This is a genomic window from Streptomyces sp. NPDC091280, from assembly GCF_044768565.1.
Classification (GTDB): domain Bacteria; phylum Actinomycetota; class Actinomycetes; order Streptomycetales; family Streptomycetaceae; genus Streptomyces.
Window position 1 is genome coordinate 389,388 of the sequence record NZ_JBIVUZ010000002.1, and the last position, 16,818, is coordinate 406,205.

Genomic DNA, 16,818 nt, shown 5'->3' on the forward strand with positions numbered 1-16,818 from the left:
TCTTTCGGCACCCGGCCTAGCGGTCCCGATACCTCGGGGCCGCCAGGTGATAGTCGAAGTTGCCGCGGATGATCGCGCGATATGCCCGCGCGCAGTGGGCCGCGTCGACGCGCGTGTCCGGGGGCAGGCCGGTGCCGGCGAGGAGTTGTGTTTCCGCGTCGAGGAATTCCCGCATGTATCCGGTGGCCATCGCGTTGGCTCGGTGAGCGGCCGACCGGATGTCGCAGTTCTGGTCTGCTCGGATCAGCGCGACCATGTTGTGGCCGTATCCGGCGTCGCTTTCCTTCCTGGCGGAATAGATGTCGTTGCAGAGGCCGACATGGTCGGCGGCGAAGGCCCGAAGAGCCTGCCACTGGGGCAGTTGGCGGACCGTTTCCGGCAGATCGATCTCGATCATCGCCTCCACGAGGTCCATGTAGAGGAGACCGGCGACCGAGTCGCGCCGGTGGAGCCGGTATTCGGCGACGCCGGGAAGCCTGTCGGCGACCCGGTCCGCGGTCTCCGCGGAGTACGTGGACAGCCAGGCACCGGCATTCATCCGGGCCGAGCGGATCCAGCCGAGCGAACGCCCGGGGACGATCCGGTGCCACAGGTCGTCCATCGCCCGCCGGAGTGCCCCGCCGTCAGCCGGCTGGTTGTCCGGCCGTCCGTCCAGCACGCTCGTCAGGTCTCCGATCAGACTCTGGCATCGGGCCAGGTCGCGTCCGAGCGGCCCGTCATCGAGCTCGTCGTCGACGAGGAATCCGAATGCGGTCCAGCAGGCCAGCCAGGTCAGCCGCTCGGCGTCGCAGGTGGGGCTGACGAGCGCCGCCATGAGGCCGGCCCGCGCATGGCGGAGCCGCTGCCGTCGGGCGGTGTCCTCGGCGAGTCCGAGTCGGTCGATCCAGTTCCACATCCCGTCTTCCGCTGCCGGGAGAAAGGGATTCGAGCCGTACGGCGTGAACGGCATGAACATGTCTACGGCCCCGTCGTGACAGGGTCCGGTGGGTTTTGAGGATGTGGGGTTCGTCAACGTCTTCACCTCGAAACGATTCCGTGCGTGCGGTGCGTGCGATGCGCGGGAAACGGGTGGGCGTGGCTCGGCTGGGACGGTGGAATCGAGGAGGCGGTGGGGGGATCCGCTCGTGCTTCTGAAGTTGTCATTTCCGGTTGCCGTGCCGAGAACACGAGCGTGCGGGGGCACGTGATCCGGACGGCGTGCCGCCCACGTGCTTCCGGAGCGCCGTATGCGCCTGTGTCCGTCGGCGACTGGGCCCACCGCTGCGCGCGTTCACGGTCGAGGTCCGCCGCCTGACCGACGACGAGTCCACCCGGCCCGGCCCCTGCCCCCTGCTCCCGGACCTCCGTACCGCCGACCTCGCTCGGGACGGTGGCCTTTTGCGTTCTTGAACTGCCGGAGCCCCGAGCCCGTGGCCCGGAGCCCGGCCGGCACCCGGGGTGGGCCGCTCGTCGCCCGCGCACCTCGTGCGGGCGTCCGCGACCGTGTCGTATCCGGAGCGTTGACGTCCTCTTTCTTGCGGTGGCGGTCACTTCCGGACAACTTCGGTTGCCAGTGCCAACGGTCCGGAGAACGCCCGCAGACACTGGGCGCACGGCGGGTTTTCCGTCGCTGAGGCACCTGTGGGCAGTCACGGATCTATCGACTCGGTGTCAAATGTTGTGCACGAATTCCACACAGACCTCTCTCCAGGCGGGCACACATGGTCTAGATTGACCTTGCTTCGCACGGTGTGACACCGGGCGACAAAAGATGATCTATGTGTCCGGTGATGCGGATGGCCAGCGGTTGTGCCTCTCTCGTCGGACCTGGGGGTGATCAATCCTGTTGGCCCGAGGGGGGCTTGGGGCATGGAGGACATTCGACGTCGCGACGGGTTCCCGTGCGCTTCAGGGGTCTGGTGGGGCCTGCGGGTCCGGTGTCGCCAGGGTGAGGCGCTCGCGAAGTCCTGACACGGCCGGGGGGCCACGCGCCGGGGGCGTGTGCTTCCCGAGGGGGAACAGCGGAGCGAGAGCTTCCGCGGGGGGAGTTGCAGTGCGGGCGGCGGGGGCCGACCGCAGGCGAGTGACAGTGTGCGGCGACCACGTCAACACCACTGGGGACCTTGGGGGGTTCTGTGCGGCAGGGGGGAATAGTCGGCCCTTTTCCGTCGGCGCGCGGGCGTCTGGCGGACGGGGCGATCGGACAGCCCGCGATCGAATGGGAGCAGCGGTACAGACGTACCGTGATCTTCAGCGACACCGTGGCCACCGCCTGTGTGGTGGCGTCGATCGGTGACTTCTTCGGGGCCCGGGACGCGGCCAACTGGCATGAGAAATGGGGCATTCTCGCCTTCGGCACCCAGGTGCTGGTGCTCGGCGCCCTCGCCGTGAGCCGCTCGTGGTCGCCCGCCGTGCTCGGCCAGGGAGCCGAGGAGTTCCGCCGGTTGGGACGCTCGCTGTTCACCGCGACCGTCGTCCTGGCACTCGGCGGGATCGCGCTGACCTCGCGCAACATCAAGCTCTGGATCTTCGTCGCGATCCCCGCGATAGCGATCGTCACCATGACGGAGCGCTATGTGCTCCGCCTCTGGCTGCACCGGCAGCGCAACGAAGGACGCTGCCTGAGACCGGTGCTCGCGGCCGGGAGCCCGGCGACCGTGCGCGACCTGATCAGCCGCACCCGCAAGTTCCCGCACCTCGGCTGGCGCGTGGAGGCCGTGTGCACGACGGACGGCCGCGGTGTCGACGGCGACCAAGGCGGCCTGGACGGCGACCAGTTGGACGGAGTGCCGGTCATCGGCATGCTGGAGGACGTCGCCAAGCACGTCCGCCACGACGGCTACCGGGTCGTCGCGGTCACACCGGACCCGCACTGGTCACCGGACCGCTTGCAGCGGCTGGCCTGGAACCTCGAAGGCAGCGACGCCGAGATGATCGTGGCCCCCGTGCTGATGGAGGTGGCCGGCCCGCGGCTGCACGTCGACGCGGTGCTCGGGATACCGCTGCTGCGGGTCAGCATGCCGACCTTCACCGGCGGTCGCCGGGCCATCAAGGGGGTCGTCGACCGGATGGGCTCCGCAATCCTGCTGATCGCGTTCGCGCCGCTGATGATCCTGGTCGCGCTGTTCGTGCTGATGGACAGCCGGGGCGGGGTGTTCTACCGCCAGCGCCGGGTCGGCAAGGACGGCCGCGAGTTCACGATGCTGAAGTTCCGCAGCATGGTCGCCGACGCCCACAGCGCGCGCGCCGCGCTCGCCGACCGCAACGAGGGCGCGGGCCTGCTGTTCAAGGTCCGCCGGGACCCGCGGGTGACCCGGGTCGGTACCGTGCTGCGCCGGTACTCGATCGACGAACTCCCGCAGCTCTTCAACGTGTTGACCGGATCGATGTCGCTCGTCGGCCCCCGGCCCCCGCTGCCGGAGGAGTCCGCCGCCTACGACCCGGACATCCGAAGACGGCTGCTGGTCAAGCCCGGCCTCACCGGTCTGTGGCAGATCAGCGGACGCAGCGACCTGCCGTGGGACGAGGCCGTCCGGCTCGACCTGCGCTACGTGGAGGACTGGTCGCTCGCCCTGGACACGGTGATCTTGTGGAAGACCTTGCGTGCCGTGATCCACGGCCAGGGGGCGTACTGATGCGCGCGGGTCGTCCGACCGGCGCGCGGACCGCAGGCCGCAGGGGCCTGCGTGGGGGGAGAGAGCGGTCATGAGAGTCAGCGTCTTCGGGCTCGGCTACGTGGGCTGTGTGTCGGCCGCGTGCCTGGCCGGCATGGGCCACGAGGTCATCGGGGTGGACGTCAACCGGGTCAAGGTCGACCTGGTCAACGACGGCAAGGCGCCCGTGGTGGAGGAACGTATCGGCGACCTGATCGCCGAGGTCGTGCGGACCGGAGCGCTGCGCGCCACCGACGACGTCCGCGAGGCCATCGCGCACAGCGAGATATCACTGATCTGCGTGGGCACCCCGTCGGAGCCCAACGGCAGCCTGTGCACGACCTACTTGGAGCGGGTCACCGAGGAGATCGGCGCCGCGCTCGCCGAACGCGGCGGACGCCAGACCGTCGTCTTCCGCAGCACCATGCTCCCCGGCACCTGCCTCGACCTGCTGGTGCCGATCCTGGAGAAGCACGTCGGCGGCACCGCCGGGGTCGACTTCGGAGTCGCGGTCAACCCGGAGTTCCTGCGCGAGGGCACCAGCGTCAAGGACTTCTTCGACCCGCCGAAGACCGTCATCGGCCAACTCGACCAGACCAGCGGCGACGAGGTCGCCGCGCTCTACGAGGGCCTGCCCGGCGAGGTGTTCCGGGTGCCGATCCCGACCGCCGAGGCCATCAAGTACGCCGACAACGCCTTCCACGGCCTCAAGATCGGCTTCGCCAACGAACTGGGCGCCGTGTGCCAGGCCCTCGGCGTGGACTCGCACCAGGTGATGGACGTCTTCCTCGCCGACCGCAAGCTGAACATCAGCCCCGCCTATCTGCGGCCCGGCTTCGCCTTCGGCGGCTCCTGCCTGCCCAAGGACCTGCGCAGCCTGGTCCACGCGGCACAGCGGGCCGACGTCTCGGTGCCCATCCTCTCCCACGTACTGGCCTCCAACTCCGACCACCTCCAGCGCGCGGTGGACCTCGTCGAACGCGCCGGCAAGCGCAAGGTGGGCCTGTTCGGGCTCTCCTTCAAGCCCGGCACCGACGACCTCCGCGAGAGCCCGCTCGTCGAACTCGCCGAACGGCTCTTCGGCAAGGGCTACGACCTCAAGATCTACGACGCGAACGTGAGCCTCTCCCGGCTGCTCGGCGCCAACCGCGAGTACATCGAGAGCCGCCTGCCGCACCTCGCGCAACTCCTCGCCGACTCCGTCGACGAGGTGCTGGAGCACGCCGAGGTGTGCCTGGTGGGCACCAAGGACCCCTCCGTACTGTCGGCGCTGCCCCACACGGGCGACCCGGCGATCATCGACCTCATCCGCCTTCCCGACGCCGACGCGCGCCGGACCGAACCGGGATACATGGGCCTTGCTTGGTAACGAGACCGGCGGCGACGGCACGAACCGTCGCGCGCTGATCCTGGTGGAGAACCTGTCGGTCCCCTTCGACCGACGGGTGTGGCAGGAGTGCACCACGCTGCGCGACGCGGGCTGGGAGGTCCACGTCATCTGCCCCCGGGGGGAGAAGCGGGACACCGAGGCCGAGGCGGTGATCGACGGGGTGCGCATCCACCGCTACCCGCTCCGCGCCGCCACCGGAGGACCGGCCGGCTATCTGCGCGAGTACTCGACGGCGCTGTGGCACACGCTCCGGCTGGCCCGCAAGGTCGGCCCGGTCGACGTGGTCCACGCCTGCAACCCGCCCGACCTGCTGTTCCTGCCCGCCCTGTGGATGAAGCGGCGCGGCGCGCGGTTCGTCTTCGACCAGCACGACCTGGTGCCCGAGCTGTACCTCTCCCGCTTCGACCGCGGCGAGGACCTGCTCTACCGCGCCGTGTGCGCGCTGGAACGGCGCACCTACCGGGCCGCGGACATCGTGCTCGCCACCAACGAGAGCTACAAGGACGTCGCGGTGCGCCGCGGCGGCCGGCGCCCCGAGGACGTCTTCGTGGTGCGCAGCGCGCCCGCCACCGACCGCTTCCAACCGGTGCCCCCGGAGCCGGAGTTGAAGCGCGGCAAGCCCCATCTGCTGTGCTACCTCGGCGTCATGGGCCCCCAGGACGGCGTCGACTACGCCCTGCGGGCCCTGGCGAAACTGCGCGACGAGGTCGGCCGCAGCGACTGGCACGCGGTCTTCGTCGGCGCCGGTGACGCCTTCGACGCGATGGTGGAACTGTCCGGACAGCTCGGTCTCTCCGACCAGGTGCAGTTCACCGGACGCATCCCGGACGCCGACCTGGTGCGCTACCTGTGCACCGCCGACGTGTGCCTCTCGCCCGACCCGCACAATCCGCTCAACGACGTGTCGACCATGAACAAGGTCCTGGAGTACATGGCGATGGGACGCCCCATCGTCTCCTTCGACCTCCGGGAAGCACGCGTCTCCGCCGCCGACGCCGCCCTCTACGCGCCCGCCAACGACGAGGCCCAGTTCGCCAAGCTCGTCGCGCTGCTCCTCGACGACCCCGAGAAGCGGGCCCGGATGGGGAAGACCGGCCAGGAGCGGATCGGTGGACCGCTGTCCTGGGAGAACTCGCAAGCGTCACTGCTCGCCGCCTACACCGCCGCCTGCCGGGGCCGAGCCCCGGTGTCCGCGGGTGGGCCGGTCCGTAAGGGGAAGAGGCCGCACCATTGAATGAGGACACGATCCGCCTGGTCACGATCGGACGGATTCTCCGTCGGCGATGGCGGCTGCTGGCCGTCCTCGCCGTAGTGGGCGCGCTCTTCGGCTACGGCACCTCGGTGCTGCTGCTCCCGCCGCGCTACACGGCAGAGGCGTCGGTGCTGCTGCCGGGCCAGTGGGAGGACCGCGAACTCCTGACCCAGGTGGACATCGCCACCAGTTCGGCGGTGGTCGACCGGGTCGCCGCCGCGCTCGACTGGAAGGGCGTGAACGGCCCCGCGTTGCAGAAGGACGTGAGCGCCAAGGCGGACGACGGGAACATCATCAAGGTGTCCGGTACGGCCGACACCCCGGCGCGCGCGCAGCGGCTCTCCGACCAGCTGGCGCAGCAGTTCGTCACCTTCGCCACCCGTATCGCGGGCGGCAGCACCGACCCCGCGGCGGACACGGCGACGGAGGCGCTGCGCAAGCAGGTGGCCGAGACCAACCGCCGTATCACCGATCTGGCCGACGCGGCGAATCCGGGGCAGACCGTGGAGGGCGTGCAGGCCCGCACCGAACTGGAAGGCCTGCGCACCAGTCTTCAGGACGCCATGAAGAAGCTGGAGGAGGCCAACCCGGCCGCCGCCAAGGCCAGCATGGTCGTCATGGGACCGGCCCCCGCGCCCACCGGTGCCGCGGCGCCGACCAGGACGCAGCTCATCGCCGGCGGAGCCCTGCTGTTCTTCCTGCTCGCGGTCGTCGGCCATCTCGCCGCCGCCCGGGTGAGCCGGCGGCTGCGCGGCGAACCGGAGATCGCCGCCGCGCTCGGCTCGCCGATCCTCGGCAGCGTCGACGTGCCCGGCGAACGGCCCGGGCGCCGGACCGAGAGCCACGGCGCCCGCGCCCGGCTCAGCCGGCTGCTCGGCACCGACGTCCCGTGGGACGCACCGGCCCCCCTGCACTCCGGCGACGAGGCCGAGCGGCGGATCCGCTACCGCCGCGTCTGCACCCGTCTGCGCGAGCAACTCCCCGCCCCTCGCAGGCTGTTGGTCGTCGTACCGGAAGGCGACGAGGTCGCCCGGCTGGCCGCCGGACAGCTCGTCGCCGAGGCCACCGGCGACCCCCGCCTGCGGATCGTGGAGGTCTCGGTGGACCGGCCGATCGTGCCCGACCGCGAGACCGAGTCCGGTGCCCTCGTCGTCCTCAGCGCGGGCGACTGGACCGCCGCCGAACTCGGCGGCATCGCCGGGGCGTGCGCGGACGGCGGGCACGAGCTCGTCGGCGTCGTCGTCGCCGGCACCGTCCGCACCCGGCCGACGGAGACCGCCGACCGACTTTCCGACGACGCCACTTTGACGTTCGCGGTCCATGGCCGCGCGACAGGAGATCCAGCGTGACGACGAGCACGACTTCGGAGTCGTCGGCCGCCGGCCCGCTCCTCGACCTCCAGGCGCTGGTGGTCGCGGTGCGCAGACGCCGCCGCCTGTGGGGCGCCATGGCGCTCCTGGGGATGCTGGCCGGCGCCGCCGTGGCGGTCCTGATGCCGCCGGCCCCGGCCGCGGTGACCAAGGTGCTGGTCGCGCACCAGGAGGACCAGCCCAACGACACCGGAACGCTGATCCGCACCGACGCCCAGCTGCTGGCGACCTCGCGGATCGCCGGCCAGGCCCTGAAGATCCTCAAGTCCCCGGAGAAACCCGCGGACTTCATGAAGGACTACCGGGGCACCGGACTGACCAACAACATCCTTGAGATCGAGGTGACCGGCAAGACCGACGCGGAGGCGGTGGCCCGCGCCCAGGCACTGGCCAAGGCGTTCGTCGCCGACCACGCCAAGCGCATCCAGGACATCGCGAACGCCAACGCGCAGGGCCTGCTCGACCAGCGCGCCCGGATGCAGTCGGAACTCGCCGACGTCAACAAGACGATCGGCGGCCGGTCGCCCGACACCGACCCGACGGACGCGGCGAACCTGGAGTCGCTCTTCGCCCGGCGGGCCGAACTCACCTCGCAGATCTCCGACTTCGGCCAGCGCGCCGAGGAGGCCCGGGTCGGCGCACCCCAGCTCGTGGCGGGCACGCAGATCGTGGACGCCCCGCGCGCGGTGGCGCACTCCCTGCCCAAGGCCCTGGTCACCGACGCCGTGGTCGGACTCGTCCTCGGGCTCTTCCTCGGGCTCGCGCTGGCCGCCGTGGGCGTGGTCGTCGCGGACCGGCCCGTGCTGCGCCGGGACATCGCGGCGAACCTCGGCGCCTCGGTCATCGCCGAACTGCCCCGCCGCTCCGGCAGGTTGTGGCAGCGCAAGCGGACCCGGGTGGCCCGCGAACGCCTCACCACCACCCTGGCCCGCACCGCGCGCGGCGCGCCCGAACCGCTGTCGCTGCTGGAACTGGGCTGCGCGCGCAGCACCGCCGTGCTCGCCCTCGGTCTCGCCCGGACCCTGGGCGAGGACGGGCCGGTGACCGTCCTCGACGGCCTCCCCGGCACCCAGCTCTCGGGCCACCGGCCGAAGCCGGGCGACCCCACCGTGGTCGGCGGCGAACACGCCACGGCCGTGTCCCCGCAGGACCTGCGGATCGGCGTCGGCTCGGTGGCACCCGGCACCGCGTGGACCGACCTCCACTACCTCGGCACCCGCACCGTCCTCGTCGTACGGGCCGGGCACGGCAGCGCCTCCTGGCTGCACACCGTGGCCCGGCAGCTCGCGGACCAGGGCATCCCGGTCGTCGGCGTGGTGCTGATCGACCCCGATCCGCGCGACCGCACCGACGGCACGCTGTGGGACGGGCTGGCCAACGCGCTGCGCGGCCGGACCGAGCGCCCGGCCCGCCAGCACGGCGCGGGCGGCGCCCACGCCGCTCAGGCGGTGGGGGAGGCCCGGCGGCTCACCGAACGGCAGCCGATACGGACCGCACGGGTCCCCGACAACGACCAGGAGGTGAGGTAGGACGTGTGTGGCATCGCGGGCACATACCGCTGGCCCGACGGCAAGGCCGTCACCGACCGGCTCACCGACACCCTCGCCCACCGCGGCCCGGACGGCTCGGGCCGCTACGGTCACCCGCTGGGCGACGGCGAGGTGCAGCTCGGGCACCGCAGGCTGGCCATCGTCGACCTGTCCGAGACCGGCGCCCAGCCGATGGTCTCGGACGGCCTCGCCCTGACCTACAACGGCGAGCTGTACAACGCGCCCGAACTCCGGGCCGAACTGGAGGCCACCGGCGTGCGCTTCCGCGGCACCTCCGACACCGAGGTGCTGCTGGAGGCGTGGCGGCGCTGGGGCACCGACTGCCTGCCCCGGCTGCGCGGCATGTTCGCGTTCGGCGTCTTCGACGAGCGCACCGGCGAACTGGTCCTCGTCCGCGACCAGTTGGGCATCAAGCCGCTGTTCCTGATCCGGCGCGGCGAGGGCCTGATGTTCGCCTCCGAGCTCAAGGCGCTCGCCGCCGCGACCGGCAAGTCCCTCGAGGTGGACAACGCGGCACTGGTCGCCTCCCTCCTCTACTACTGGGTGCCGGACTCCCGCTGCGCGTTCCGGGAGGCGGAGAAGCTGCCGCCGGGCAGCTGGCTGCGCGTCCGGCCCGACGGCCGGGTGGAGCGCGGCAGCTTCTGGAACCTGAAGGACGTCGCCGCCGAGGGCCGGGAACGGGCCCTGGCCGGCGAACAGCCCGACCTCGCCGCCGTCGTCGAGGAGTCGACCCGCCGCCACCTCATCTCCGACGTGCCGGTGGCGACGTTCCTCTCCGGCGGCCTCGACTCCAGCTACCTCACCGCGCTGGCCGCCCGCCACCAGCCCGGGATCTCCGCCTACACGATCGGATTCCGCGCCGAGGACGCCAAGTTCGAGGCGATGCCCGACGACCTGCGCTACGCCCGCCAGGTCGCCGAGCGGTACGGCGTCGACCTGCACGAGATCGAGATCGCCCCGAACGTCCTCGACCTGCTGCCGCAGATGACGTACAGCCTGGACGAGCCGATCGGCGACCCCGCCGCGATCAACACCTACCTGATCTGCACGGCCGCCCGGGAGGCCGGGGTCAAGGTGATGCTCTCGGGGATGGGCGCCGACGAGCTGTTCGCCGGGTACCGCAAGCACTTCGCCAATCTGCTCGCGCTGCGCTACCAGCGGGTCCCGCGACCGCTGCGGCGCGGGGTGTCCGGGGTGGTGGACCGGCTGCCGGTCGCCTCGGCCAGCCGCGGCTACCGCTCGGTGCGCTTCGCGAAGCGGTTCCTGTCCTTCGCCGATCTGCCGGAGGAGACCGCGTTCCGGCGCAGCTACACCATGTACGACCAGGCCGAGCTGCTGGCGCTGCTCGACCCGGACCTGGCCGGGACGGTCGACGACGTGATCACCGAGCACACGGACGTCTACCAGGACAACGACCTGGACGACTTCGTCAACCGCATGTGCCTGACCGACGCCCGCATGTTCCTGCCGGGCCTGAACCTCGCCTACACGGACCGCTCCAGCATGGCCGCGTCCACCGAGGTCCGGGTGCCGTACGTCGACATCGAGGTGGTCAGGGCGGCGTTCGCCGTGCCCGGCAGCCGCAAGATCGTCGGACGCCAGGGCAAGGCCGTCCTCAAGGAGGCGGCCACCTCGATCCTGCCCCGGGAGATCGTGTACCGGCCCAAGGGCCTGTTCAGCGCCCCGCTGCGGGCCTGGATGAGCCGGGACCTGGCACCGCTGGTGCGCGAGGTGGTCAACGACGGCGAGCTGGTCCGCTCCGGGCTGCTGCGCCGGGACGCGCTGGCCCGGATGGTCGCCGAGGACGCCGCCGGACAGGCGGACTACTCCAAGCACCTGTGGCACGTACTGACCCTTGAGTACTGGTATCGCGACGCGACCTCTGGCTCCGCCCAGAGCGCTCGGACGACGGCTTAGAAAACAGGAGTTCTGGTGAAGCAGGTTGTACAGAACTACAAGAGCGGCGAGCTGGCGGTGCTCGACGTTCCGGTACCGGGGTGCAAGCCGGGCGGGGTGCTGGTGCGCAGCGCCTACTCGCTGATATCCACCGGCACCGAGCTGATGAAGGTGTCCGAGGCCGGCATGTCGATGCTGGGCAAGGCCCGCTCCCGCCCGGACCAGGTGGCCAAGGTCATGCAGAGCGTGGCCACCAACGGGCTGCCCGCCACCTACCGCAAGGTGATGGGCAAGCTGGACTCCTACACCCCGCTGGGCTATTCGCTGTGCGGGGTGGTCGAACAGGTCGGCGCCGGGATCGACGACGTGAAGGTCGGCGATCTGGTGGCCTGCGCGGGCAACGAACACGCCCTGCACGCCGAGCTGAACTGGGTCCCGAAGAACCTCTACGCCCCCGTCCCCGACGGGCTCGCGCCGCAGCACGCGGCCTTCGGCACGGTCGGTTCGATCGCCATGCAGGGCGTCCGCCAGGGCGAGCCCCAGCTCGGCGAGGTCGCCCTCGTCATCGGCCTCGGCCTGATCGGCCAGCTGGTCGTGCAGCTCCTCACCGCCGCCGGGGTCCGCGTGGTCGGCGCCGACCCGGACCCGGCGCGCTGCGAACTCGCCGAGCGGCTGGGCGCCGCGGCCTGCGGCGACCCCGCCTCGGCCGCCGTGGAGTCGGCCGTCGCCGAACTCACCGACGGCCACGGCGTGGACCAGGTCTTCCTGGCCGCCGGCGGCGGCAGCAACCAGCCCGTCGAGCTGGCCGCCCGGCTCGCCCGGGACCGCGGCCGGGTCGTCGACATCGGCAAGTGCCGCCTGGACCTGCCGTGGAACGCGTACTACGAGAAGGAACTCGACGTCCGCTTCTCGCGCTCCTACGGCCCCGGCCGCTACGACCCGTCCTACGAGCTGGAGGGCCGCGACTACCCGATCGGCTACGTCCGCTGGACCGAGCGCCGCAACCTGGCCTGCTTCCTCGACCTGGTCGCCCGGGGCCGCGTCGACGTGGACCCGCTGGTCTCCCACATCGCCGACTTCGACGACGCCGTGGAGACGTACCGGCGTCTGAAGGACGGCGAACTCAAGGCCGTGGCCGTGCTGTTCCGCTACCCCGGGCAGGCGGAAGAGGCGGCGGAGGAGACGCCGGCCCCGACGGTGGCCGTGCCCGCGGTCCGCCGCGCCGAGAGGACGGCCACCCCGGCCCGGTCCGCGAAGACTCCGGTGCGTCTGGCGTTCGTCGGCGCGGGCAACTACGCGACGTCGATGCTGCTGCCGCACCTGACCCGGCGCGAGGGCGTCGAACTGTCGACGGTCGTCACCACGACCGCGCTCTCCGGGGCCAACGCGCAGCGCAAGTTCGGCTTCGCGCAGGCGACCACCGACCTCGACGCCGTCCTCGGCGACAAGTCGATCGACGCGGTGTTCGTCGTCACCCGGCACAGCTCGCACGCCGAACTCACCCGCCAGGCACTGCTGGCCGGCAAGACCGTGTTCGTGGAGAAGCCCCTCGCGCTCACCGAGGACGAACTCGCCGGCGTGCTCGCGGCGGTGGAGGAGTCCGGCAACGACCGCCTCCAGGTCGGCTTCAACCGCCGCTTCGCCCCCCTGCTCCAGGAGGCCAAGGAGCGGTTCGGCGCCCGCACCGGCCCGGCGAACCTGCGCTACCTCGTCAACGCGGGCAAGCTCCAGCACGGCAGCTGGTACCTCCAGCAGGACGCCGAGGGCTCGCGGTTCGCCGGTGAGGGCGGCCACTTCATCGACACGGCGAGCTGGCTCCTGGACGCCGACCCGGTCTCCGTGTACGCGAGCGCCGCGCCCGGCAACGAGGACCTCCAGGTCGTCCTGCGCTACCCGGACGGCTCCACCGCCACCATCGCCTACGTCACCACCGGCGCCCCCGGCTTCCCCAAGGAGACCCTCGACCTGGTCGCCGACGGCAAGGTGCTGCGGCTCGACGACTTCGTCCGCGCCAGTGTGTACGGCCGTAAGAAGTGGGTCAGTTCACGGCTGCCCAAGGCCCGGGACAAGGGGCAGAACGCCGAACTCGCCGCGTTCATCAAGGCCGTTCGGACCGGCGGGCCGATGCCGGTGCCGCTGGAGTCGCTGGTCGCCACCACGGCCGCCACCCTCGCCGTGCACACCGGACTGGCCGGCGGCGCGCCGGTGACGCTGGCGAGGACACCATGACCATGAGCGCGGGCTGGTACCTGCGCCGCCTCTCCCGGATGGGCCCGCGCGAGATCGCGGGCCGGGCCGCCGACACCCTGCGCCGACGGCGCTGGCGGGCAGCGCCGCCCGACGGCCCGAGCGTGACCGGCGCCCGCTTCACCGCCGTCCTGCCCGCGGGCACGGTCGCCGAGGTGGCGCCGGACGCCGTGAAACGGCTCGTCGCCGAGGCGGACCGGCTCATGGCCGGGCACGCCGAGTTCTTCGGCGTGGACCGCGACGACATGACCGACCCGGACTGGTCCTACGACCCGAAGACCGGGCGCCGGGCCCCCTCCGGCCACGCCTTCGACGTGCCGTACCGCGACGAGGACGTGGCCGGGGACATCAAGCAGATCTGGGAGCCGTCCCGGCACCAGTACCTCACCGTGCTCGCCGCCGCCTACGCGGTCACCGGGGACGAGCGGTACGCCGAGCGCGTCGCCGCGCACCTGCGGTCCTGGTGGGCGGCGAACCCGCCGCTGCGCGGGGTGCACTGGATCAGCGGCATCGAGCTGGGCATCCGGCTGCTGTCCTGGGTGTGGATCCGCCGGCTGCTCGACGGCTGGCCGGGCGCGGCCGAGCTGTTCGAGGACAACCCGGTCGCCCTGAACCAGATCTGGCACCACCAGCGCTGGCTCGCCGCCTTCCCCAGCCGCGGTTCCTCCGCGAACAACCACGTCATCGCCGAGACCGCCGGGCAGTTCGCCGCGGCCTGCGCGTTCGACTGGTTCCCCGCGTCGGCGCGCTGGCGCTCCGACGCGCTGCGCTCGCTGGAGCGGCAGCTGCGCGCCAACACCTTCGGCTCCGGCCTCAACCGCGAGCTGGCCACCGAGTACCACGGACTCGTGCTGGAACTCGGCCTGGCCGCGCTGGCCGAGGCCGACGCCTCCGGCGTTTCGGTCCCCGCCGCGCTGCGGCTGGTGCTGCTGCGGATGACCGACGCGCTGGCCGCCGTCGTGGACGACCGGCTGCGACCGCCCCGCCAGGGGGACGCGGACGACGGGTTCGGTCTGATCGTGGACGGCGCGGGCACCGACCGCTGGGCCTCGCTGCTGGCCACCGGCGAAGCGGTGTTCGGCCGGCTCGACTGGTGGCCGCAGGTGCGGGCCACCGATGTGCGCACCCCGCTGCTGGCCGCGCTCATCAGGCCGTACCCGAAGGACGCGACCGCCCGCCCGGCGAGCAGGCCGGACCGCTTCGCCGACGCGGGACTCACCCTGCTGCGCGGTCCGGGCGGGATCTGGTGCCGCTGCGACGGAGGCCCGCACGGCTTCCTGTCCATCGCCGCGCACGCCCACGCCGACGCGCTGTCCGTGGAGGTCCGGCACGACGGCGTCGACGTGCTCGCGGACCCGGGGACGTACTGCTACCACGGGCAGCCCGAGTGGCGGCGGTACTTCCGCTCGACCCTCGGCCACAACACCCTTCAGCTGGACGGCGCCGACCAGTCGGTCTCCGGCGGCCCGTTCCTGTGGACCCGGCACGCCCGCACCCGCGTCCTGGACGTGGCCGACTCCGGTGCCGGGGTGGCCCGTTGGGCCGCCGAGCACGACGGCTACCAGGGCTCCGTGCACCGCCGCAGGGTGGAACTGACCTCGGAGAGCCAGGAGTTGAGGATCGTCGACGAGGTGCGCGGCGGCCCGCGCCGGGACGTACGGCTGGCGTTCCATCTCGGTCCCGAGATCGCCGCCGACCTGGTGGGACACCGCGCGGTGCTCACCTGGATCCGGGACGGCGAGGGGCGGTCCGCGGTGCTCGACCTGCCCGAGGAGCTGTCCTGGCGGGCGCACCGCGGCGAGAGCGAACCGCCGCTGGGCTGGTACTCCGCCGGATTCGGGCGCAAGGAACCCACCACCACGCTGATCGGCACCGGATCCGCCGACGGCACGGGCGGCTTCACCACCGTGCTCGGGTTCCGCGGCCAGGGGGACGCGTGCGGCACATGAGACACCATTGGGCGCGGGCGGTGGCACCGCTGGCACTGATCCTGCTGACGGCGACCGGCTGCGACAGCGCGTCGAGCGCCCCGGCCTCGACGAAGCCCTCCGCCGCGCCGTCCACGGCCACGTCCGCCGCCCGGACGGTGGCCCGGGTGTGCGCCAAGCCCGCCGCCGGACCGGCCAAGGCACCGGCGGGCGCGGTCACCGTCGACCCCTCGGTGGTCGGCGATCTGGCCGCGAAGACCAAGAACAGCCCCCCGAACACCACGTTCTGGCTCAAGCCGGGCACCCACCGGCTGGAGCGGGACCGCTACGCCCAGGTCATCCCGAAGAAGGGGGACCGCTACCTCGGCGCGCCCGGCGCGGTGCTCGACGGCCGGAAGGTCAACCAGTACGCCTTCACCGGCAGCGCCCCCGACGTCACCATCCGCTATCTGACCGTGCAGGGGTTCGTCGCACCGCAGGACGAGGGCGTCGTCAACCACGACTCGGCCGACGGATGGATCGTCGAACACTCCACGATCCAGAACAACACGGGCGCCGGACTGATGGCCGGTGCCCGCCAGCAGGTCCGCGCCGACTGCCTGCGCGACAACGGCCAGTACGGCATGAACGCCTACAAGGGCAACGGCCGGATCACCGGCCTGGTGGTCCAGGGCAACGAGATCGTCGGCAACAACACCGGCGACTGGGAGCGGAAGCAGAAGGGCTGCGGCTGCACCGGCGGCATCAAGTTCTGGGAGGTCGACGGCGCCGACATCAGCGGGAACTGGGTGCACGACAACCGGGGCACCGGGCTGTGGGCGGACACCAACGACAACGACTTCCGCATCGAGAACAACGTGATCGAGGCCAACGACGGCGCCGCGCTGATCTACGAGACCAGCTACAACGCGGTCATCCGGGACAACACGATCCGGCGCAACAACTGGGTCGAGGGCCGCAAGGCGGCCGACAGCGGCGACACCTTCCCGTACGCGACGATCTACGTGTCCGAGTCGGGCGGCGAACCCCGGGTCCCGGCCCGCACCCACAAGATCGACATCTACGGCAACGTGCTGGAGGACAACTGGTCCGGGATCACCCTGTGGGAGAACGCCGACCGGTTCTGCAACAGCCCCGCCAACACCTCCTCCGGCGACTGCACCCTGCTGGTGAAGAAGACGAGCAGCTGTGTGCGGCCGGGGATCACCAAGGCGCCGCTCTTCTCCGACTGCCGGTGGAAGACCCAGTGGGTCGACATCCACGACAACCGCTTCGTGCTCGACGAGTCCGTCGTCAAGTGCACGCAGATGTGCGACCGCATGGCGGTGCTGTCCAACTACGGCACCTACCCGGACTGGTCGCCGTACCACGGCGAAGGGGTGGCCGACGCCATCACCGAGAAGCAGCACAACAGCTGGCACGACAACGTCTACGTCGGGCCGTGGAAGTTCGTCGCCGAGGACCAGAGCCGGGTGCTCGACTTCGGGCAGTGGCAGACGGCGCCGTACCAGCAGGACAAGGGCAGCACCCTCGACCTCCGGGCCGGTGGCTGA

Annotated in this window: 10 protein-coding genes; 9 read left to right on the forward strand and 1 reads right to left on the reverse strand. The window is 71.6% G+C overall.

All coding sequences use genetic code 11. From position 1 onward, the window contains the following. Nucleotides 1-16 precede the first annotated feature (16 nt). Nucleotides 17-814, reverse strand: a complete 798-nt coding sequence (locus ACIQPR_RS08325) for a terpene synthase family protein (protein WP_403643841.1) — start codon at nt 812-814, stop codon at nt 17-19. A gap of 1,300 nt (nt 815-2,114) precedes the next feature. Here ACIQPR_RS08325 and ACIQPR_RS08330 point away from each other — a divergent pair. The 9 genes from ACIQPR_RS08330 (at nt 2,115) to ACIQPR_RS08370 (ending at nt 16,818) form a co-directional block, all read left to right on the forward strand. Continuing rightward, nucleotides 2,115-3,614, forward strand: coding sequence for a sugar transferase (locus tag ACIQPR_RS08330; protein WP_403643844.1), 1,500 nt, complete (start codon nt 2,115-2,117; stop codon nt 3,612-3,614). 70 nt (nt 3,615-3,684) lie between these two features. Then, nucleotides 3,685-5,001 (forward strand): nucleotide sugar dehydrogenase, encoded by a 1,317-nt coding sequence (locus ACIQPR_RS08335; protein WP_403643847.1) that lies wholly within the window; start codon nt 3,685-3,687, stop codon nt 4,999-5,001. Next, a complete protein-coding gene (locus ACIQPR_RS08340; protein ID WP_403643850.1) occupies nt 4,991-6,256 on the forward strand; it encodes a glycosyltransferase family 4 protein in 1,266 nt (421 codons plus the stop codon). The genes ACIQPR_RS08335 and ACIQPR_RS08340 overlap by 11 nt, the downstream gene beginning before the upstream one ends. After that, nucleotides 6,253-7,623: a Wzz/FepE/Etk N-terminal domain-containing protein gene (locus ACIQPR_RS08345; RefSeq protein ID WP_403643852.1), complete on the forward strand. Its 1,371-nt coding sequence runs from the start codon at nt 6,253-6,255 to the stop codon at nt 7,621-7,623. Before ACIQPR_RS08340 ends, ACIQPR_RS08345 begins: the two co-directional genes overlap by 4 nt. Continuing rightward, entirely contained in the window at nt 7,620-9,173 is a 1,554-nt protein-coding gene (locus ACIQPR_RS08350) for a Wzz/FepE/Etk N-terminal domain-containing protein (protein ID WP_403643855.1), read from the forward strand. Before ACIQPR_RS08345 ends, ACIQPR_RS08350 begins: the two co-directional genes overlap by 4 nt. 3 nt (nt 9,174-9,176) lie before the next feature. Next, the gene (gene asnB, locus ACIQPR_RS08355; protein ID WP_403643858.1) at nt 9,177-11,111 is read left to right on the forward strand and encodes an asparagine synthase (glutamine-hydrolyzing); all 1,935 of its coding nucleotides are present in this window, start codon (nt 9,177-9,179) and stop codon (nt 11,109-11,111) included. A gap of 15 nt (nt 11,112-11,126) precedes the next feature. After that, complete coding sequence (locus ACIQPR_RS08360) at nt 11,127-13,319, forward strand: bi-domain-containing oxidoreductase (RefSeq protein ID WP_403643861.1); 2,193 nt, start codon at nt 11,127-11,129, stop codon at nt 13,317-13,319. Then, entirely contained in the window at nt 13,316-15,286 is a 1,971-nt protein-coding gene (locus ACIQPR_RS08365) for an alginate lyase family protein (RefSeq protein ID WP_403643864.1), read from the forward strand. Before ACIQPR_RS08360 ends, ACIQPR_RS08365 begins: the two co-directional genes overlap by 4 nt. After that, a complete protein-coding gene (locus tag ACIQPR_RS08370; protein ID WP_403643865.1) occupies nt 15,283-16,818 on the forward strand; it encodes a right-handed parallel beta-helix repeat-containing protein in 1,536 nt (511 codons plus the stop codon). The genes ACIQPR_RS08365 and ACIQPR_RS08370 overlap by 4 nt, the downstream gene beginning before the upstream one ends.

What these genes read in the sequence shown, in the direction of transcription:
- ACIQPR_RS08325 (WP_403643841.1), bottom strand. Translation starts at nt 814, where the DNA reads ATGGCGGCGCTCGTCAGCCCCACCTGCGACGCCGAGCGGCTGACCTGG.
- ACIQPR_RS08335 (WP_403643847.1), top strand. Translation starts at nt 3,685, where the DNA reads ATGAGAGTCAGCGTCTTCGGGCTCGGCTACGTGGGCTGTGTGTCGGCC.
- ACIQPR_RS08365 (WP_403643864.1), top strand. Translation starts at nt 13,316, where the DNA reads ATGACCATGAGCGCGGGCTGGTACCTGCGCCGCCTCTCCCGGATGGGC.
- ACIQPR_RS08370 (WP_403643865.1), top strand. Translation starts at nt 15,283, where the DNA reads ATGAGACACCATTGGGCGCGGGCGGTGGCACCGCTGGCACTGATCCTG.